Below are 13,201 nucleotides of genomic sequence, written 5' to 3'. Positions count from 1 at the left end.
CGACCCGCACCAGCCCGCGCCCACCGAGCAGCAGCGGTTCTGATGGCCACGCAGAAGCAGCCCAGCGCCGAGGCCCTCGACAACGTCACCGAGGGCAACATCGCCAGCCGTGCCGAGCTCCTCCCCGAGGAGGCACCGCTGCAGGGCAGCGGCATGGAGCAGGTCGCCGCCGAGCTCATCCTCGCCGAGTCGGAGGAGCGCACGGTCCACGCCGACCCCGACGACGCCCAGGGCGGCCACCGCCAGTCGTCCGACACCGCCGACCTGCCCTGACCTTCTTCGCCGGCTTCGCGGAGTCGCGGGTCGACGTCGGCGACGGCGTCGTCCTCCGGCTCCGCGCCGGCGGATCCGGCCCGCCGGTGGTGCTCCTGCGCGGACACCCGCGGACGCACACCACCTGGCACCGGGTCGCGCCGCTCCTGGTCGCGGCGGGGCGCACCGTCGTCTGCCCCGATCTCCGCGGCTACGGCCGTTCCTCCAGGCCGGCGACCAGCCCGGACCACGCGCCCTACTCGAAGCGCGCCATGGCCCGCGACGTCGTCGCGCTCATGCGCGCGCTCGGGCACGAGCGGTTCGCCGTCGTGCCGCTTGGTGGCACTGGTTCTTCTACGCCCAGCCGGGCAAGCCGGAGCGGGCCATCTGCGCCGATCCCGAGGCCTGGGACGGCTCGCTGGCGCCCGGGCGGGCCGCGGCGATGGGGGAGGAGAACCACGCCGACCACCTGGCCGCGATCCGCGACCCGGCCACCGTCCACGCGATGGTCGAGGACTACCGGGCCGGGCTCGGCGTCGACCGCGCCGCCGAGGAGGCCGACCGGGCGGCGGGGCGCCGGGTCGGTTGCCCCACGCTGGTGCTCTGGTCGGCGCGCGACGACCTCGCGGACCTGCACGGCGACCCGCGGGAGATCTGGGCGGGCTGGACGAGCGACCTGCGCGGGGGAGGCCCCATCGACAGCGGCCACCACATGGCGGAGGAGGCCCCCGACCGGCTGGCCGCGGAACTGATCCCGTTCCTGTCGGCTGAGCCGATGTGATCTTGGGCCCGTCCCGGGGTAGGGGGAGGCCCAGCACGCGAGGAGGAGAGGTCATGCCGAAGACCACCACGAAGGGCGACGCCAAGAAGTCGGAGCTGCCCAGCACGCTGCAGCGCTCGCCGAAGAAGGCGCAGCGCACGTTCGCCAAGGCGCACGACTCCGCGGTCGACGAGTACGGCGACGAGCGGAGGGCCAACCAGGTCGCCTGGGCGGCGGTCAAGCACTCCTTCGAGAAGGTGGGTGACCGCTGGGCGCCCAAGGAGGGCGGCAAGAAGGGCCCCTCCGACGAGCAGGCCAAGGGCGGCCGGAACACGCGCAAGGCGACCAAGGGCGGCGTCGACGCGAACGCGACGAAGGACCACCTCAAGGCGATCGCGAAGAAGCTGGACATCTCCGGGCGCTCGACGATGAAGAAGAAGGAGCTCGTCGACGCCATCCAGAAGGCCAGCACGAAGAAGACCGCGGACGCGCGGAAGAAGAAGAGCGCGAAGAAGTAGCGGCGCGGTCCCGGCCGGTCTCAGCCGGCCGGGACCAGCACCAGCGCGGTCTGCCGCGGGCCGAGGTACCGCACGCCGGCACCGGTGAGCGCGATGCCCTGCTCGAGGCCCATGCGGACGCACTGCCCGCCCCACTCGGGCACCGGGCCGCGGACGGCGAGCTCGAGCGCGTAGGCGGTGTCGGGGTGCACGCGGTGCTCGCCCGGCCCGGGGACGCCGCCCTGCTCGTCCCACTGCCCGATCGCGGGCCCCGCGCCGTGCCCGTGGACACCGACCGGGTGGGAGTAGACGTCGACATCGATGCCCGCCCGGGTCGCCGCAGCGCGGGCCGCCGAGAGCACCTCGTTGCCGGTGCGGCCGGGCCGCAGCTCGGCGACGGTGAGGTCCTGCATCCGGTTGCCGGCGGCGAGCAGCGCGCGCAGCCCCTCCGGTGCGGCGTCCTCGCCCGGCTGCAGCACGTAGGCGTTGTGCTGGGTGTCGGTGCGCAGCCCCAGGCTGCTCAGCCCGACGTCGCAGTGCACGAGGTCGCCCGGCTCGACGACGGCGTCGAACGGGACCGCCGGCAGCAGCGCCCCGCCCTGGTCGACCAGCGGCACCCCCGCGCGCTGCAGGGTGACCGACGGGTGGAACCACGGCTCGACGCCGAGGTCGTGCAGCCGCTGGCGCAGCCACCAGGCGACGTCGACAGCGGTCGAGACGCCGGGGGTGACGGCGGTGGCGAACGCCTCGGCGACGACCTCGGCGATGAGCCCATGGAGCGCGTGCAGCGCCTCGATCTCCTCCGGGAGGCGGGTCTCGAGCCAGGCGACCACGAGCGCCTCGGCCGGCACGAGGCGGTCGGCGTACGGGCCCAGCGCGGCGACCAGCCGGCCGTGCTCGCCGTGCGACAGGCCGTCGGCCAGCGCGAAGTCGGCGGAGACGTCGATGCCGATGCGCGCCGGTCGGGCCTGCTCGACGAAGCGGCGGACGACGTCCCACTCGCTGCCCGCCGGACCCTCGCCGGGCTCGGCGGGGAGGAACTGCCCCACGGGGTAGCGGGACACGGCGACGGGGGTCACGCCGTCGTCGCTGCGGTGCAGCAGGAGGACGGTGCGGCGGCGCGCCGACAGCCAGGTTGCCGGCAGCAGGGTCGCGAGGACCGGGTCCTCGTTGTACTCGCGGCCGGCCACGATCCACAGGTCGATGCCGGTGCGGTCCATGAGCTCGGGCAGCAGGTCGCGCAGCCGCTCGCTCAGCCACCGGTCGCGCACGCCGGCCTGGGCGCGCAACGGCAGGGGCGCCGTCCGCGTCGGGTCGGGCGCGAGGAGCGACATGCCCCTAGCGAAACAGAAGTTGGTGGAACCTACCGGTCGAGCACCCGGTCGCCGCCCCCGTCGTCGGGCAGGAGGGCGGCACGGGGGAGCGGAACGGCGGCGGCCACCCGGTCACGGCCGGCGCGCTTGGCGGCGTACATCGCGGTGTCCGCGCGCGCGACCAGCCGCCACAGCGCCGCCGCCGGGTCGTCGGGGACCTCCGGAGCGGCCACCGCCAGGCCGACGGAGGCGGTCGCGGCGTGCCCGCCGGTGCCGCGCGCCCGGGCGACCGCGAGGCGTAGCCGCTCGGCCAGCCCCTGCGCCTCGTCCGGCGCCCCGACCGTGCCCAGGACGACGAGCTCCTCGCCGCCGGTGCGCGCGAGCACGTCGGTGGGCCGGACCGTGGCGGTCAGGGCCCGGGCCACCGCGCCGAGGACGTCGTCGCCGGCGGCGTGGCCGAACTCGTCGTTGAGCCGCTTGAAGTGGTCGAGGTCGAGCACGACGGCGCACAGCAGGCCGCTCTCGCGGCGGGCGTGCGCCCACAGCCGCGACGCCTCCTCGTCCAGGTACCGGCGGTTGAACAGGCCGGTGAGCGGGTCCTGCCGGCTGAGCGTCTTCGGTGGCCTCGAGCAGCCGCTGCACCCGCCGGCGGAGCAGGAAGATCGCCGCGGAGGCGGCGTTCAGCATGGCGGCGCTGACCCCGACCTGGAGCAGGAGGCCGGCGGCGCTGTCGTAGCTCGGCCACAGCGCGGCCAGGCACACGGCGACGATCACGACCATGTGCACGGCCAGGGGGCGCGGGCGCAGGAACCACGCGGCGGCCAGCGCCGGGAACAGCAGCATCAGCGGGGTGGCGTAGCGCAGCGGGTCCTCGATGCAGAGGACGACGACCAGGTGCATCAGGTCGCCCAGCAGCACCAGGCCGAGGGTGTACCGCTGGCCCACCCGGCCGCGGACGGCGAGGTGCCCCGCCCGCGCGAGCAGCAGCAGCATCGTCGACCCGTAGGCCCAGCGCGCGGCGCCGTCGTGCAGCACGCCCTCGACGAGCAGGTTGACCGAGCCCATGACCGCGCCCAGCGACAGCAGCGCGGCGAGGGAGAGAGCGGCGACCCGACGGTCGAGGCCGGACGGCGTGGACCGCGCCGGCAGGCCCGTGCCGGGCAGGGGAGGCGGAGGGGCGACGCCGGTCACAGCTGCAGGATGCCTCATCCCGGTGACATTCCGAACACGGAGCGACACGGCACCGCGGCGGCCGCCCGATCGGGCCGCCGCGCAGGCGGCCCGAGCGGGGCGCGCCGCTCGGTGCCAGCATGGGGGCCCGACGAGCACGAGGAGGCACGCATGGCCGGGGGGCCCTGGTTCTACTGCCTGAAGCACGACACCGTCGAACCGCGCGACGGGTGCGCCGAGCGGCACCGGCTCGGCCCGTACGAGACCCGCGAGCAGGCCGAGCACGCGCTGAGCTCGGTGGCCGAGCGGGAGAAGCAGATCACCGAGGAGGACCGCGCCTGGGAGGGCGACTGACAGGGACGCACGTCGTCCCTGGATGATCGGTGCAGGAGCCGGGCCGTCCGGTGCCGCGGAAGGGGCTGACGTGACCGAAGGTCGTGCGGTGGAGGAACTGGTCGTCGGGATCATCGGGGGCACCGGGCCGCAGGGCCGCGGGCTCGGCGTTCGCCTGGCCGCCGCCGGGCAGCGCATCCTGCTCGGTTCGCGGGACGCCGAGCGCGCCGCGGAGGTGGCCTCCGACGTCGCCGCCCGCGCGACCACCGCGTCCGCCGGCGCCGAGGTGTCGGTGCAGGGCGGGTCGAACGCCGACGTCGCCGGCGCCGCCGACCTGGTGATCATCGCCGTCCCGTTCGACGGGCACGCCGCGACGGTCGCCGAGCTGGCCGCGCCGCTGGCCGGGAAGATCGTCGTCGACTGCGTCGTCCCCATGGGCTTCGACGAGCTGGGCGCCTACGTGCTCGACGTCCCGGAGGGCAGCGTCGCGCAGCAGGCGGCCACGCTGCTGCCCGACTCGCACGTGGTCGGCGCGTTCCACCACCTCTCGGCCCGGCTGCTGGAGGACCTCTCCAAGCCGACCATCGACGGCGACGTCATGGTCGTGGGCGATGACCGCACCTCCATGGACACCGTGCAGGCGCTCGCCGGCCGGCTGCCCGGCATGCGCGGCGTCTACGCCGGCCGGCTGCGCAACGCCCGCCAGGTCGAGGCGCTGACGGTCAACCTGGTCTCGGTCAACCGCCGCTACAAGGTGCACGCCGGCATCCGCGTCACCGACGTCTGACCCGGGTCGCCCCGCTCACTCTGCGGGCGCATTCCGGACGGTGCCGACGCGATCGCGCCCGCACCGTCCGGAACCCGCCCGCAGAGTGGCCGCACGGTCCTGTCCACAGGGCGAGCCGCCGTCCACCGATGACGCCGGCACCTCCGACGCGGGGCGACCGGCACCCACGCTGACGGCATGCAGACGTGGGACGTGCCGGACCTGCTCCTCCGCGGTGCCGCGCTCGAGGCCGGCTGGAGCGACGACGAGCTGCAGCGCGAGGTCGGCCGCGGGCAGCTGGCCCGGCTGCGACCCGGGGCCTACCTGCCCGTCGACCAGCCACCCGATGTCCGGCCGGACGGCACCGGCGGCTGGTCGCGGCCACTCTCGCCGCGCTGCGCCGTCCCGCGGTGGTCAGCCACCAGTCCGCCGCGGTGCTGCACGGGTTGCCCCTCTGGGGCGTCCGGCTCGACCGCGTGCACGTGACCCGCCGTCCGCCCGCCTCGGCGCACGTCGGCCGGCACCTGCACTGCCACGTCGCCCGCCTCCCCGACGACGACGTCGTCCTGGTGGGTGGGGTGGCGGTCACGAGCCCGCTGCGCACCGTGCTCGACCTCGCCCGGTCGCTCCCGTTCGAGCCGGCGGTCGTGCTGCTCGACGCGGCGCTGCACGAGCACGTGGTCGGGCCCACCGAGCTGGAGCAGGGGGTGGCCGGGCTCGGGCGTGCGCCGGGGACGCGGGCGGCGACCCGGGCGGTCCGGTTCGCCGACGCCCGCAGCGACAGCGTGGGGGAGAGCCGCAGCCGGGTGGTGCTGCACCGGGTGGGGCTCGGCCCGTCGACGCTGCAGCTCGAGGTGCGGACACCGCGCGGCGCCCTGGTGGGCCGGAGCGACTTCGGCTGGGAGAAGGAGGGCGTGCTCGGGGAGTTCGACGGGCGGGTCAAGTACGGCCGGCTCCTGCGCCCGGGGCAGTCGCCGGGCGACGCCGTCTTCGAGGAGAAGCGCCGCGAGGACGCGCTGCGGGACGAGGGCTGGGGCGTCGTCCGGTGGACGTGGGACGAACTGGTGCCCGGCGTCCTGGGGCCGCGGGTCCGGCGCGCCCTGGAGCGCGGCCGCCGCCGTCCGGGCTGACTCTGCGGGCGGATTCCGGACGGTGCCGACGCGATCGCGCCCGCACCGTCCGGAACGTGCCCGCAGAGTGGGGAGGGCTACTCGAAGGAGTGCTCCGGGCCGGGGAAGACGCCGCCGCGCACCTCGTCGGCGTACTCCCGGGCGGCGCGCAGCAGCTCACCGCGCAGGTCGGCGTACTTCTTCACGAACTTCGGCACCCGCCCGCTGTTGAGCCCGGCCATGTCCGGCCACACGAGCACCTGGGCGTCGCAGTCCACGCCGGCGCCGATGCCGACGGTCGGGATGGCCAGCTCGCGCGTCACCTCGGCGGCGAGCGCGGCCGGCACCATCTCCAGGACGACGGCGAAGGCGCCCGCCTCCTGCACGGCCCGGGCGTCGGCGAGCAGCTGCTCGGCACCCGCCCCGCGGCCCTGCACCCGGAACCCGCCGAGGGCGTGCTCGCTCTGCGGCGTGAACCCGATGTGCGCCATGACCGGGATCCCCGAGTCGTGCAGCAGCTTGATCTGCGGTGCGACCCGGACGCCGCCCTCGAGCTTGACGGCCTGCGCGCCGCCCTCCTTCATCAGCCGCACGGCGGTCTCGAAGGCCTGCTGCGGGCCGGACTCGTAGGAGCCGAAGGGCAGGTCGGCCACGATCAGCGACCGCTTCGTCGACCGGGTCACGGCCTTGGTGAGCAGCAGCATGTCCTCGACGGTCACCTGCACCGTGCTGGTGTGCCCGAGGACGACGTTCCCGGCGGAGTCACCGACGAGCATCACCGGGATGCCGGCCTCCTCGAAGATGGCCGCGCTGTAGGTGTCGTAGGCGGTGAGCATGGCCCACTTCTCGCCACGCTCCTTGGCCTGCTGCAGGTGGTGCACCCGCACCCGGGCCGTGGTCTTCCCGCCGTACAGCGGCGACTCCGTCATGCCTGAGCTCCTTCGCGCACGGTGGGCAGCGTCTCCCGCCACCGGTTGGTCACGGGCAGCCGCCGGTCGCGGCCGAACGCCTTGAGGCTGATCTTGGTGCCGGGGGCCGACTGCCGGCGCTTGAACTCGGCGGTGTCGACGAGCCGGAGCACCCGCGCCACCACCTCGGGGTCGTGGCCACGCTCGAGCAGCTCGGCCATGCCGAGGTCGCGGTCGACGTAGTCGGCGATGACGGCGTCGAGCACCTCGTAGGAGGGCAGCGAGTCGCTGTCCTGCTGGCCGGGTGCGAGCTCGGCCGACGGCGGCTTGTCGATGGAGTTCTGCGGGATGGGCTCGGTCTCGCCCCGCTCCCGCGCGGAGGCGTTGCGCCAGCGGGCGAGGTCCCACACCAGGGTCTTCGGCACGTCCTTGATCGGGGCGAACCCGCCGGCGGCGTCCCCGTAGAGCGTGGAGTAGCCGACGGCCACCTCGCTCTTGTTCGACGTCGCCAGCAGCAGGTGCCCGTGCTGGTTGGACAGCCCCATGAGCAGCGTCCCGCGAACCCGGGCCTGCAGGTTCTCCGCGGCGACGCCGGACAGCTCCACCGACGCCTCGTACGCGTCGACCATCGGCGCGATCGGGACGACGGAGTAGTGCATGCCCAGCCGGCGTGCGGAGTCCTCGGCGTCGGACAGCGAGTGCTCGCTGGACCACTTCGACGGCAGCCCGACCCCGTGCACCCGGTCGGCGCCCAGCGCGTCGACCGCCAGGGCCGCGACCAGGGCCGAGTCGATGCCGCCGGACATGCCGAGCACGACCGAGGGCATGCCGGTTCTTGTCGATGAAGTCGCGCAGCCCCAGGACGAGTGCCCGCCACACCTCCTCGGCGTCGCTGAGCGGCTCGACGACGGTCGCGTGCCGCCGCTCGAACGCGGCGACCGGCTCCTCGGAGACGACGTGCCGGGTGACCGTCATCGGGCCGATCCGGCCCTCGCGCCGCTCGGGCACCGACGAAGGGTCGAGGTCCAGGTCGATCGTCGCCAGGTGCTCGACGAACTGGGGGGAGCGGGCCAGCAGCGTGCCGTCGGCGGCGACCGCCATCGAATCGCCGTCGAAGACCAGCTCGTCCTGCCCGCCGACCTGGTTGCAGTACAGGACGGTCGCCCGCGCCTCGGCCGCGCGCCGGCGGACCAGCGGCAGCCGCAGGTCGTCCTTGGCCCGTTCGTAGGGGGAGGCGTTGGGGGAGACGACCAGGTCGACGCCGGCCTGGCCGGCGACCCCGCACGGCCCGCCCTCGACCCAGAGGTCCTCGCAGATCGTCAGCGCGACGTCGACACCGTGCAGCCGCACGACCGGCAGCTCGGTGCCGGGCACGAAGTAGCGCGCCTCGTCGAAGACGCCGTAGTTGGGCAGGTGCCGCTTGTAGTAGCGGACGACGACCTCGCCCCCGAACAGCAGCGCGGCGGCGTTGCGGGGCGCACCGCGGCGCGGGTTGGCATCGCCGGGCCGGTCGTCGTCGGTCGGCGGCTGGTCGACCGGTGCCGGCCCGCTGCCCTCGGTGTGCGCGAGGTAGCCGACGACGACGGCGATGCCGCCGAGGCCCCGGTCGGCCAGCGCGGCGGCCAGCTCCACCAGCCCGCGCTCGCTGGCGCGGGCGAAGGACTCGCGCAGGACGAGGTCCTCGGGCGGGTAGCCGGTCAGCGTCATCTCGGGGAACACCACGAGGTGCGCGTTCTCGGCGGCCGCCCGCGCGGTCCACCGCACCACGAGCTCGCTGTTGCCCTCGAGGTCACCGACGCGGGTGTCCACCTGCGCCATCGCCACCCGGAGCTGCACCGGTCCTTGATCGCTCACGGCGCACAGTCTGGTCTCGGACGTGCGACGGGGGCCAGGCGGGCCGTCCGCCGGGTGGGGAAGCGCGGGCCCGCGTGGCGTGCCGGGTGTCCTACGCCCCCCGTTGGGGGCAGGGTGGCGGCACGTCACATCCCGGAAACGAGCGGACGAGAGCATGGCGAGCATGGATCGACAGCAGGAGTTCGTCCTGCGCACCCTGGAAGAGCGCGACATCCGGTTCGTCCGGCTGTGGTTCACCGACGTCTCGGGCTACCTCAAGGCCGTCGCGGTGGCGCCGGCCGAGATCGAGGCGGCGTTCGCCGAGGGCATCGGCTTCGACGGGTCGGCGATCGAGGGCTTCGCCCGCGTCTACGAATCCGACATGCTCGCCAAGCCCGACCCGGGCACCTTCCAGGTGATGCCCGGGCGCGACGGCCGGCCCAGCGACACCGCGCGGATGTTCTGCGACATCACGCTGCCCGACGGCTCGCCGTCCTGGTGCCGACCCCCGGCACGTGCTGCGCCGGGCGCTGGCCAAGGCCGCGGACATGGGGTTCACCTTCTACACGCACCCCGAGATCGAGTTCTTCCTGCTCAAGGACCTGCCGACCGACGGCACGGCCCCCGAGCCGGCCGACACCGGCGGCTACTTCGACCTCTCCACGCACAACGTGGCCCACGACTTCCGCCGCGAGGCGGTGTTCGCGCTCGAGGCGATGGGCATCTCGGTCGAGTTCAGCCACCACGAGGTCGCTCCCGGCCAGCAGGAGATCGACCTGCGCTACGCCGACGCGCTGTCGATGGCGGACAACATCATGACGCTGCGGCACGTCGTCCGGGAGGTGGCGCTGGGTCAGGGCGTGCACGCCACGTTCATGCCCAAGCCGTTCACCGAGCTCGCGGGCTCCGCGATGCACACGCACTTCTCGCTCTTCGAGGGCGACCGCAACGCCTTCTACGACGCCGCCGACCCGATCCGGCTGTCGACGACGGCCAAGCAGTTCATCGCCGGCCTGCTCACCCACGCGCGCGAGGTCACCGCCGTCACCAACCAGACGGTCAACTCCTACCGGCGGCTGCTGGCCGGCACCGAGGCGCCGACGGCGGCCACCTGGGGCCGGGCCAACCGCTCGGCGCTGGTGCGGCTGCCCGAGTACAAGCCGAGCAAGGCGCAGTCGGCCCGCGTGGAGGTCCGGTCGCCGGACTCCGCCTGCAACCCGTACCTGACCTTCGCGGTCCTGCTCGCCGCCGGGCTCAAGGGCATCGAGAAGGGCTACGAGCTGCCGCCCGAGGCCGAGGACGACGTCTGGTCGCTCACCGACACCGAGCGCCGCGCGGCCGGCTACGAGGACCTGCCGGTCTCCCTCGGCGAGGCGCTGACCGCCATGCAGAGCAGCGAGCTGGTCGCCGAGACCCTCGGCGAGCACGTCTTCGAGTTCTTCCTGCGCAACAAGTGGGAGGAGTTCAACTCCTACCGGCGCAACGTGACGCCGTTCGAGCTGCAGCGCTACCTGCCGGGTCTCTGAGCGGGCCGGCGCCGTCGGGGCCGGTCAGCGGACCGCGACCTCCCCGACGGCGCCGAAGGTCAGGCACGCGCCGAACCCGTCGGTCCCGCTGGCCACCCGCACCGCGGGCACCGGCCCCTCCAGCCGGACGAACACCCGGCCGAAGCCGGCCGTCACCGGCGCCCGTACGACCGCGCCACCGCCCTCGGCGGCGACCTCGAGGACGCCGTCCTGGTTGGCGATGTAGTCCAGCTGCACCGTCCACACCCAGCCCGGCAGCGCGGCCCCGAGCGGCAGCGTCGCCGGTGCCCCCGGCAGCATCGGGTGGCCGCAGAGCGGGTCCGGTCCGGGCAGCACCGGGACGGCGGGCACGAGGACGGCGGGCACGAGGCGGCCGGCGCCGTCGAGCAGCTGCAGCTCGGTCGTCCAGGCGGCGAACGGCGGGCGGTCGGGCAGCGCGGCCAGCAGGCCGTGCAGCGAGTGGGCCGGCGGGGCCATGCCCGCCGTGACGAGCAGCGGGAGCGCCTGGTCCAGCAGAGGGGTGCGGCCGGCCGCGGCGAGCGAGGCCCGGGCGGTGGACAGGTACTCCCCGGTGCGGTTGCCCTGCCAGGCCTCGGCGTGGTCCACCGTCGAGCGCACCCCGCTCGCGACGAACGCCGCGGTCAGCACCCCGGTCAGCACGGCCGCGGTCACCGCGGGCCGGCGGATCCGGGGCGGCCGGTCGAACCGGCCCGGCGCGAACACGTCGCGGAGCGGCAGGGTGAGCAGCAGCGCACCGGCGATCGGCAGCACGACGGCATCGGCGGCGAAGTAGCGGTAGGCCAGCGGCACGACCTCCCCCAGGCCCAGGGAGGCCCGGCCGATCGCCGCCATCAGCAGCCCGGCGAGGACGGCGCCGGCGGTCATGGACCAGACCGTCACGGCGCCGCGCAGCCGCACGGCGGTCCAGGCGAAGGCCCCGGCGAGGACCACGCAGCCGGCCACCGTCGCCCGGTGCGGAGGGTTGGAGAGGGGGGAGCCGGCGTCCAGGAGGACCCAGTCCCAGGGCCCGCCGACCACCGCGGGCGCGATCGCGCGCAGACCGGTCGTGAGCGTGGCGACGACGTCGTCGGTGCTGCCGGCGCTCACGGGCGAGTGCTCGCGCGTGAGCAGGTAGGTCACCGCCCACACCAGGACGACGACGGCGGTGCCCGCCCACAGCGCCCGGGCCTGGCGCACCGCGGCCGCCACGGGATGGCGCGCGCCGTCGCGCAGGAGCACCACGACCACGACGACGAACGCGATGGGCGGCAGCAGCACCGCCTTGAGGTAGAACGCGAACGCGAAGGCGAGCGCCGCGGTGCCGCTCACGGCGTGCCGCCGCCGTCCGGTCTGCGCGTACCGCACGGCGGCCGCGACGTACCAGGCCAGCCCGATCTGCAGCGGGAGCGAGTTCAGCGCCGCCGCCCACCAGGTGGCCGCGCCCAGCGCCACCGGCGTGAACAACCCGAAGGTCAGGGGCACCAGCAGCACCGGCCGGTCCCCGACCAGCACCCACAGCACGCGCAGCAGGGCGAGGGAGGCCAGCGCCTGCAGCAGCACGAGGGAGACCGCGGCCGGCCACCACTCCAGCGGCGCGGCCCGCTCGGCGAGGCCGGCGACGAGGAAGCTGCCCGGCATGAGGTGGCCGTCGTAGTCCTGGAGCAGGAGCTCGCGCGAGAACAGCGGGAGCCGGTCGGAGAGCAGCTGCAGGTGCAGGTCGTCGCCGTAGAAGCTCCGCTGCGCGAACACCCACGTGCGCAGTCCCAGCTGGGCGGCGACCAGCAGCAGCGCGACCGGCAGCACCGACCGGGCGCGCCGCGGCATGACCGCGGCCGACGGCGGCCGTGCGACGGAGCCCGGGACCGCCCGGACCGGCATGGTGTCCACGGTGCCCCTCCCCGCCGGCGGCTTCCGGAGTTTAGGCCCGCCGCGGTGCCGGAGGGGGTCGGGAACGCACCCGTCCGAGCGGGGCCCGAGGGGATGCGCCGCTAATCTCGACCGCGTGGCCAGCCTCCTCGTCGTCGTCCCGAGCGAGACCGACCCGCCCGCCCGGCTGGGGGAGTGGCTGGCCGCGGCCGGCCTGACCCTCGACGAGCGGTACCTCGACCGCGGGGACGCGCTGCCCGGCACGCTGGACGGGCACGACGGGCTGCTCGTCCTGGGCGGCCCGCAGTCGGCGACCGACGACGAGGCCACCAGCCCCGAGCTCGTCGGACTGCGCGCGCTCCTGCGGCAGGCGATCGACGACGACACGCCCAGCCTCGCGGTCTGCCTGGGTGCCCAGCTGCTCGCCGACGTCGGTGGGGGCGCGGTCCGGCGCGGCACCGAGGGCCCCGAGGTCGGCGCGGCCCTGGTCGCCAAGCGGGACGCCGCCTACGCCGACCCGGTCTTCGGGCCGCTGCCGCTCACCCCCGACGTCGTCGAGTGGCACCACGACGAGATCGCCGCGCTGCCGCCGGGCGCCACGCTGCTGGCCAGCAACGCGCACTACGAGAACCAGGCCTTCCGCGTGGGCGAGGCGGTCTACGGCCTGCAGTTCCACATCGAGACGACGCCGGACATGGTGCGGGCCTGGGCGGCGGCCGACCGCTCCGGGGTGGCGGCGGCACCGGTGGACGCCGAGACGCTCTGCGCCCGCTCCGACGCCGTGCACGACGACCTCGCCGAGACGTGGGCACCGTTCGCCGCGCGCTTCGCCGACCTGGTGCGGGCGCACGCCCCGCAGGCGGGCTGA

13 protein-coding genes and 3 pseudogenes are annotated in these 13,201 nt (G+C 75.0%); 10 read left to right on the top strand and 6 right to left on the bottom strand.

Annotated elements, in window-relative coordinates; genetic code table 11:
• Positions 1–42 precede the first annotated feature (42 nt).
• From JKP76_RS17195 to JKP76_RS17185, 4 genes and pseudogenes are all read left to right on the top strand, one after another.
• A complete protein-coding gene (locus JKP76_RS17195) occupies positions 43–273 on the top strand; it encodes a hypothetical protein (protein WP_200492064.1) in 231 nt (76 codons plus the stop codon).
• Between the two features lie 86 nt (positions 274–359).
• Positions 360–524: pseudogene (locus tag JKP76_RS21580) on the top strand (alpha/beta fold hydrolase); the annotation flags it as partial.
• Between the two features lie 170 nt (positions 525–694).
• Positions 695–1,033, top strand: a complete 339-nt coding sequence (locus tag JKP76_RS21575) for an alpha/beta fold hydrolase (protein WP_242472383.1) — start codon at positions 695–697, stop codon at positions 1,031–1,033.
• A 53-nt stretch (positions 1,034–1,086) separates the two neighbouring features.
• Positions 1,087–1,530 carry a ChaB family protein gene (locus JKP76_RS17185; RefSeq protein ID WP_200492063.1) on the top strand — a complete coding sequence of 148 codons (444 nt, stop codon included), beginning with the start codon at positions 1,087–1,089 and terminating at the stop codon, positions 1,528–1,530.
• 20 nt (positions 1,531–1,550) lie between these two features.
• Here the strand turns inward: JKP76_RS17185 and JKP76_RS17180 are convergent, their stop codons facing one another.
• Positions 1,551–2,843, bottom strand: coding sequence for a M24 family metallopeptidase (locus tag JKP76_RS17180; protein WP_200492062.1), 1,293 nt, complete (start codon positions 2,841–2,843; stop codon positions 1,551–1,553).
• A gap of 29 nt (positions 2,844–2,872) precedes the next feature.
• Positions 2,873–3,388, bottom strand: coding sequence for a GGDEF domain-containing protein (locus tag JKP76_RS21570; RefSeq protein WP_242472253.1), 516 nt, complete (start codon positions 3,386–3,388; stop codon positions 2,873–2,875).
• Between the two features lie 775 nt (positions 3,389–4,163).
• Here JKP76_RS21570 and JKP76_RS17170 point away from each other — a divergent pair.
• From JKP76_RS17170 to JKP76_RS17160, 3 genes are all read left to right on the top strand, one after another.
• Positions 4,164–4,346: a hypothetical protein gene (locus tag JKP76_RS17170; RefSeq protein ID WP_200492061.1), complete on the top strand. Its 183-nt coding sequence runs from the start codon at positions 4,164–4,166 to the stop codon at positions 4,344–4,346.
• A gap of 70 nt (positions 4,347–4,416) precedes the next feature.
• Positions 4,417–5,112 carry an NADPH-dependent F420 reductase gene (npdG, locus tag JKP76_RS17165; RefSeq protein WP_309229588.1) on the top strand — a complete coding sequence of 232 codons (696 nt, stop codon included), beginning with the start codon at positions 4,417–4,419 and terminating at the stop codon, positions 5,110–5,112.
• Between the two features lie 389 nt (positions 5,113–5,501).
• Entirely contained in the window at positions 5,502–6,221 is a 720-nt protein-coding gene (locus tag JKP76_RS17160) for a hypothetical protein (RefSeq protein ID WP_200492059.1), read from the top strand.
• Between the two features lie 77 nt (positions 6,222–6,298).
• Here the strand turns inward: JKP76_RS17160 and panB are convergent, their stop codons facing one another.
• The 3 genes and pseudogenes from panB to JKP76_RS21560 all read right to left on the bottom strand — a co-directional run.
• A complete protein-coding gene (panB, locus tag JKP76_RS17155; protein ID WP_200492058.1) occupies positions 6,299–7,129 on the bottom strand; it encodes a 3-methyl-2-oxobutanoate hydroxymethyltransferase in 831 nt (276 codons plus the stop codon).
• Positions 7,126–7,935 carry an NAD(+) synthase gene (nadE, locus tag JKP76_RS21565; RefSeq protein ID WP_242472251.1) on the bottom strand — a complete coding sequence of 270 codons (810 nt, stop codon included), beginning with the start codon at positions 7,933–7,935 and terminating at the stop codon, positions 7,126–7,128. Before nadE ends, panB begins: the two co-directional genes overlap by 4 nt.
• Positions 7,936–8,185: 250 nt before the next feature.
• Positions 8,186–8,926 (bottom strand): annotated as a pseudogene (locus tag JKP76_RS21560) (nitrilase-related carbon-nitrogen hydrolase); the annotation flags it as partial.
• Between the two features lie 190 nt (positions 8,927–9,116).
• Between JKP76_RS21560 and JKP76_RS23045 the strand changes: the two are divergent.
• Both JKP76_RS23045 and JKP76_RS17145 read left to right on the top strand, forming a co-directional pair.
• Positions 9,117–9,359: pseudogene (locus JKP76_RS23045) on the top strand (glutamine synthetase beta-grasp domain-containing protein); the annotation flags it as partial.
• A gap of 97 nt (positions 9,360–9,456) precedes the next feature.
• Positions 9,457–10,467 carry a glutamine synthetase gene (locus tag JKP76_RS17145; protein WP_309233031.1) on the top strand — a complete coding sequence of 337 codons (1,011 nt, stop codon included), beginning with the start codon at positions 9,457–9,459 and terminating at the stop codon, positions 10,465–10,467.
• 24 nt (positions 10,468–10,491) lie between these two features.
• Here the strand turns inward: JKP76_RS17145 and JKP76_RS17140 are convergent, their stop codons facing one another.
• On the bottom strand, positions 10,492–12,354 hold the full coding sequence (locus tag JKP76_RS17140) for a hypothetical protein (RefSeq protein WP_200492057.1): 1,863 nt from the start codon (positions 12,352–12,354) through the stop codon (positions 10,492–10,494).
• Between the two features lie 115 nt (positions 12,355–12,469).
• Between JKP76_RS17140 and JKP76_RS17135 the strand changes: the two genes are divergently transcribed.
• Positions 12,470–13,201, top strand: a complete 732-nt coding sequence (locus JKP76_RS17135; RefSeq protein ID WP_309229590.1) for a type 1 glutamine amidotransferase — start codon at positions 12,470–12,472, stop codon at positions 13,199–13,201.

The sequence above is a fragment of the Blastococcus sp. TML/C7B genome, from assembly GCF_016612845.1.
Classification (GTDB): Bacteria; Actinomycetota; Actinomycetes; order Mycobacteriales; family Geodermatophilaceae; genus Blastococcus.
Note: the sequence above shows the minus strand (reverse complement) of the source record. Positions and strands in the feature narration are given on the sequence as shown.

Excerpts from the sequence above, each read along its gene's own strand:
- JKP76_RS17185 (WP_200492063.1), top strand. The coding sequence starts at position 1,087 with ATGCCGAAGACCACCACGAAGGGCGACGCCAAGAAGTCGGAGCTGCCC.
- JKP76_RS17180 (WP_200492062.1), bottom strand. The coding sequence starts at position 2,843 with ATGTCGCTCCTCGCGCCCGACCCGACGCGGACGGCGCCCCTGCCGTTG.
- JKP76_RS17195 (WP_200492064.1), top strand. The coding sequence starts at position 43 with ATGGCCACGCAGAAGCAGCCCAGCGCCGAGGCCCTCGACAACGTCACC.
- nadE (WP_242472251.1), bottom strand. The coding sequence starts at position 7,935 with ATGCCCTCGGTCGTGCTCGGCATGTCCGGCGGCATCGACTCGGCCCTG.
- panB (WP_200492058.1), bottom strand. The coding sequence starts at position 7,129 with ATGACGGAGTCGCCGCTGTACGGCGGGAAGACCACGGCCCGGGTGCGG.
- JKP76_RS17170 (WP_200492061.1), top strand. The coding sequence starts at position 4,164 with ATGGCCGGGGGGCCCTGGTTCTACTGCCTGAAGCACGACACCGTCGAA.
- JKP76_RS21575 (WP_242472383.1), top strand. The coding sequence starts at position 695 with ATGGGGGAGGAGAACCACGCCGACCACCTGGCCGCGATCCGCGACCCG.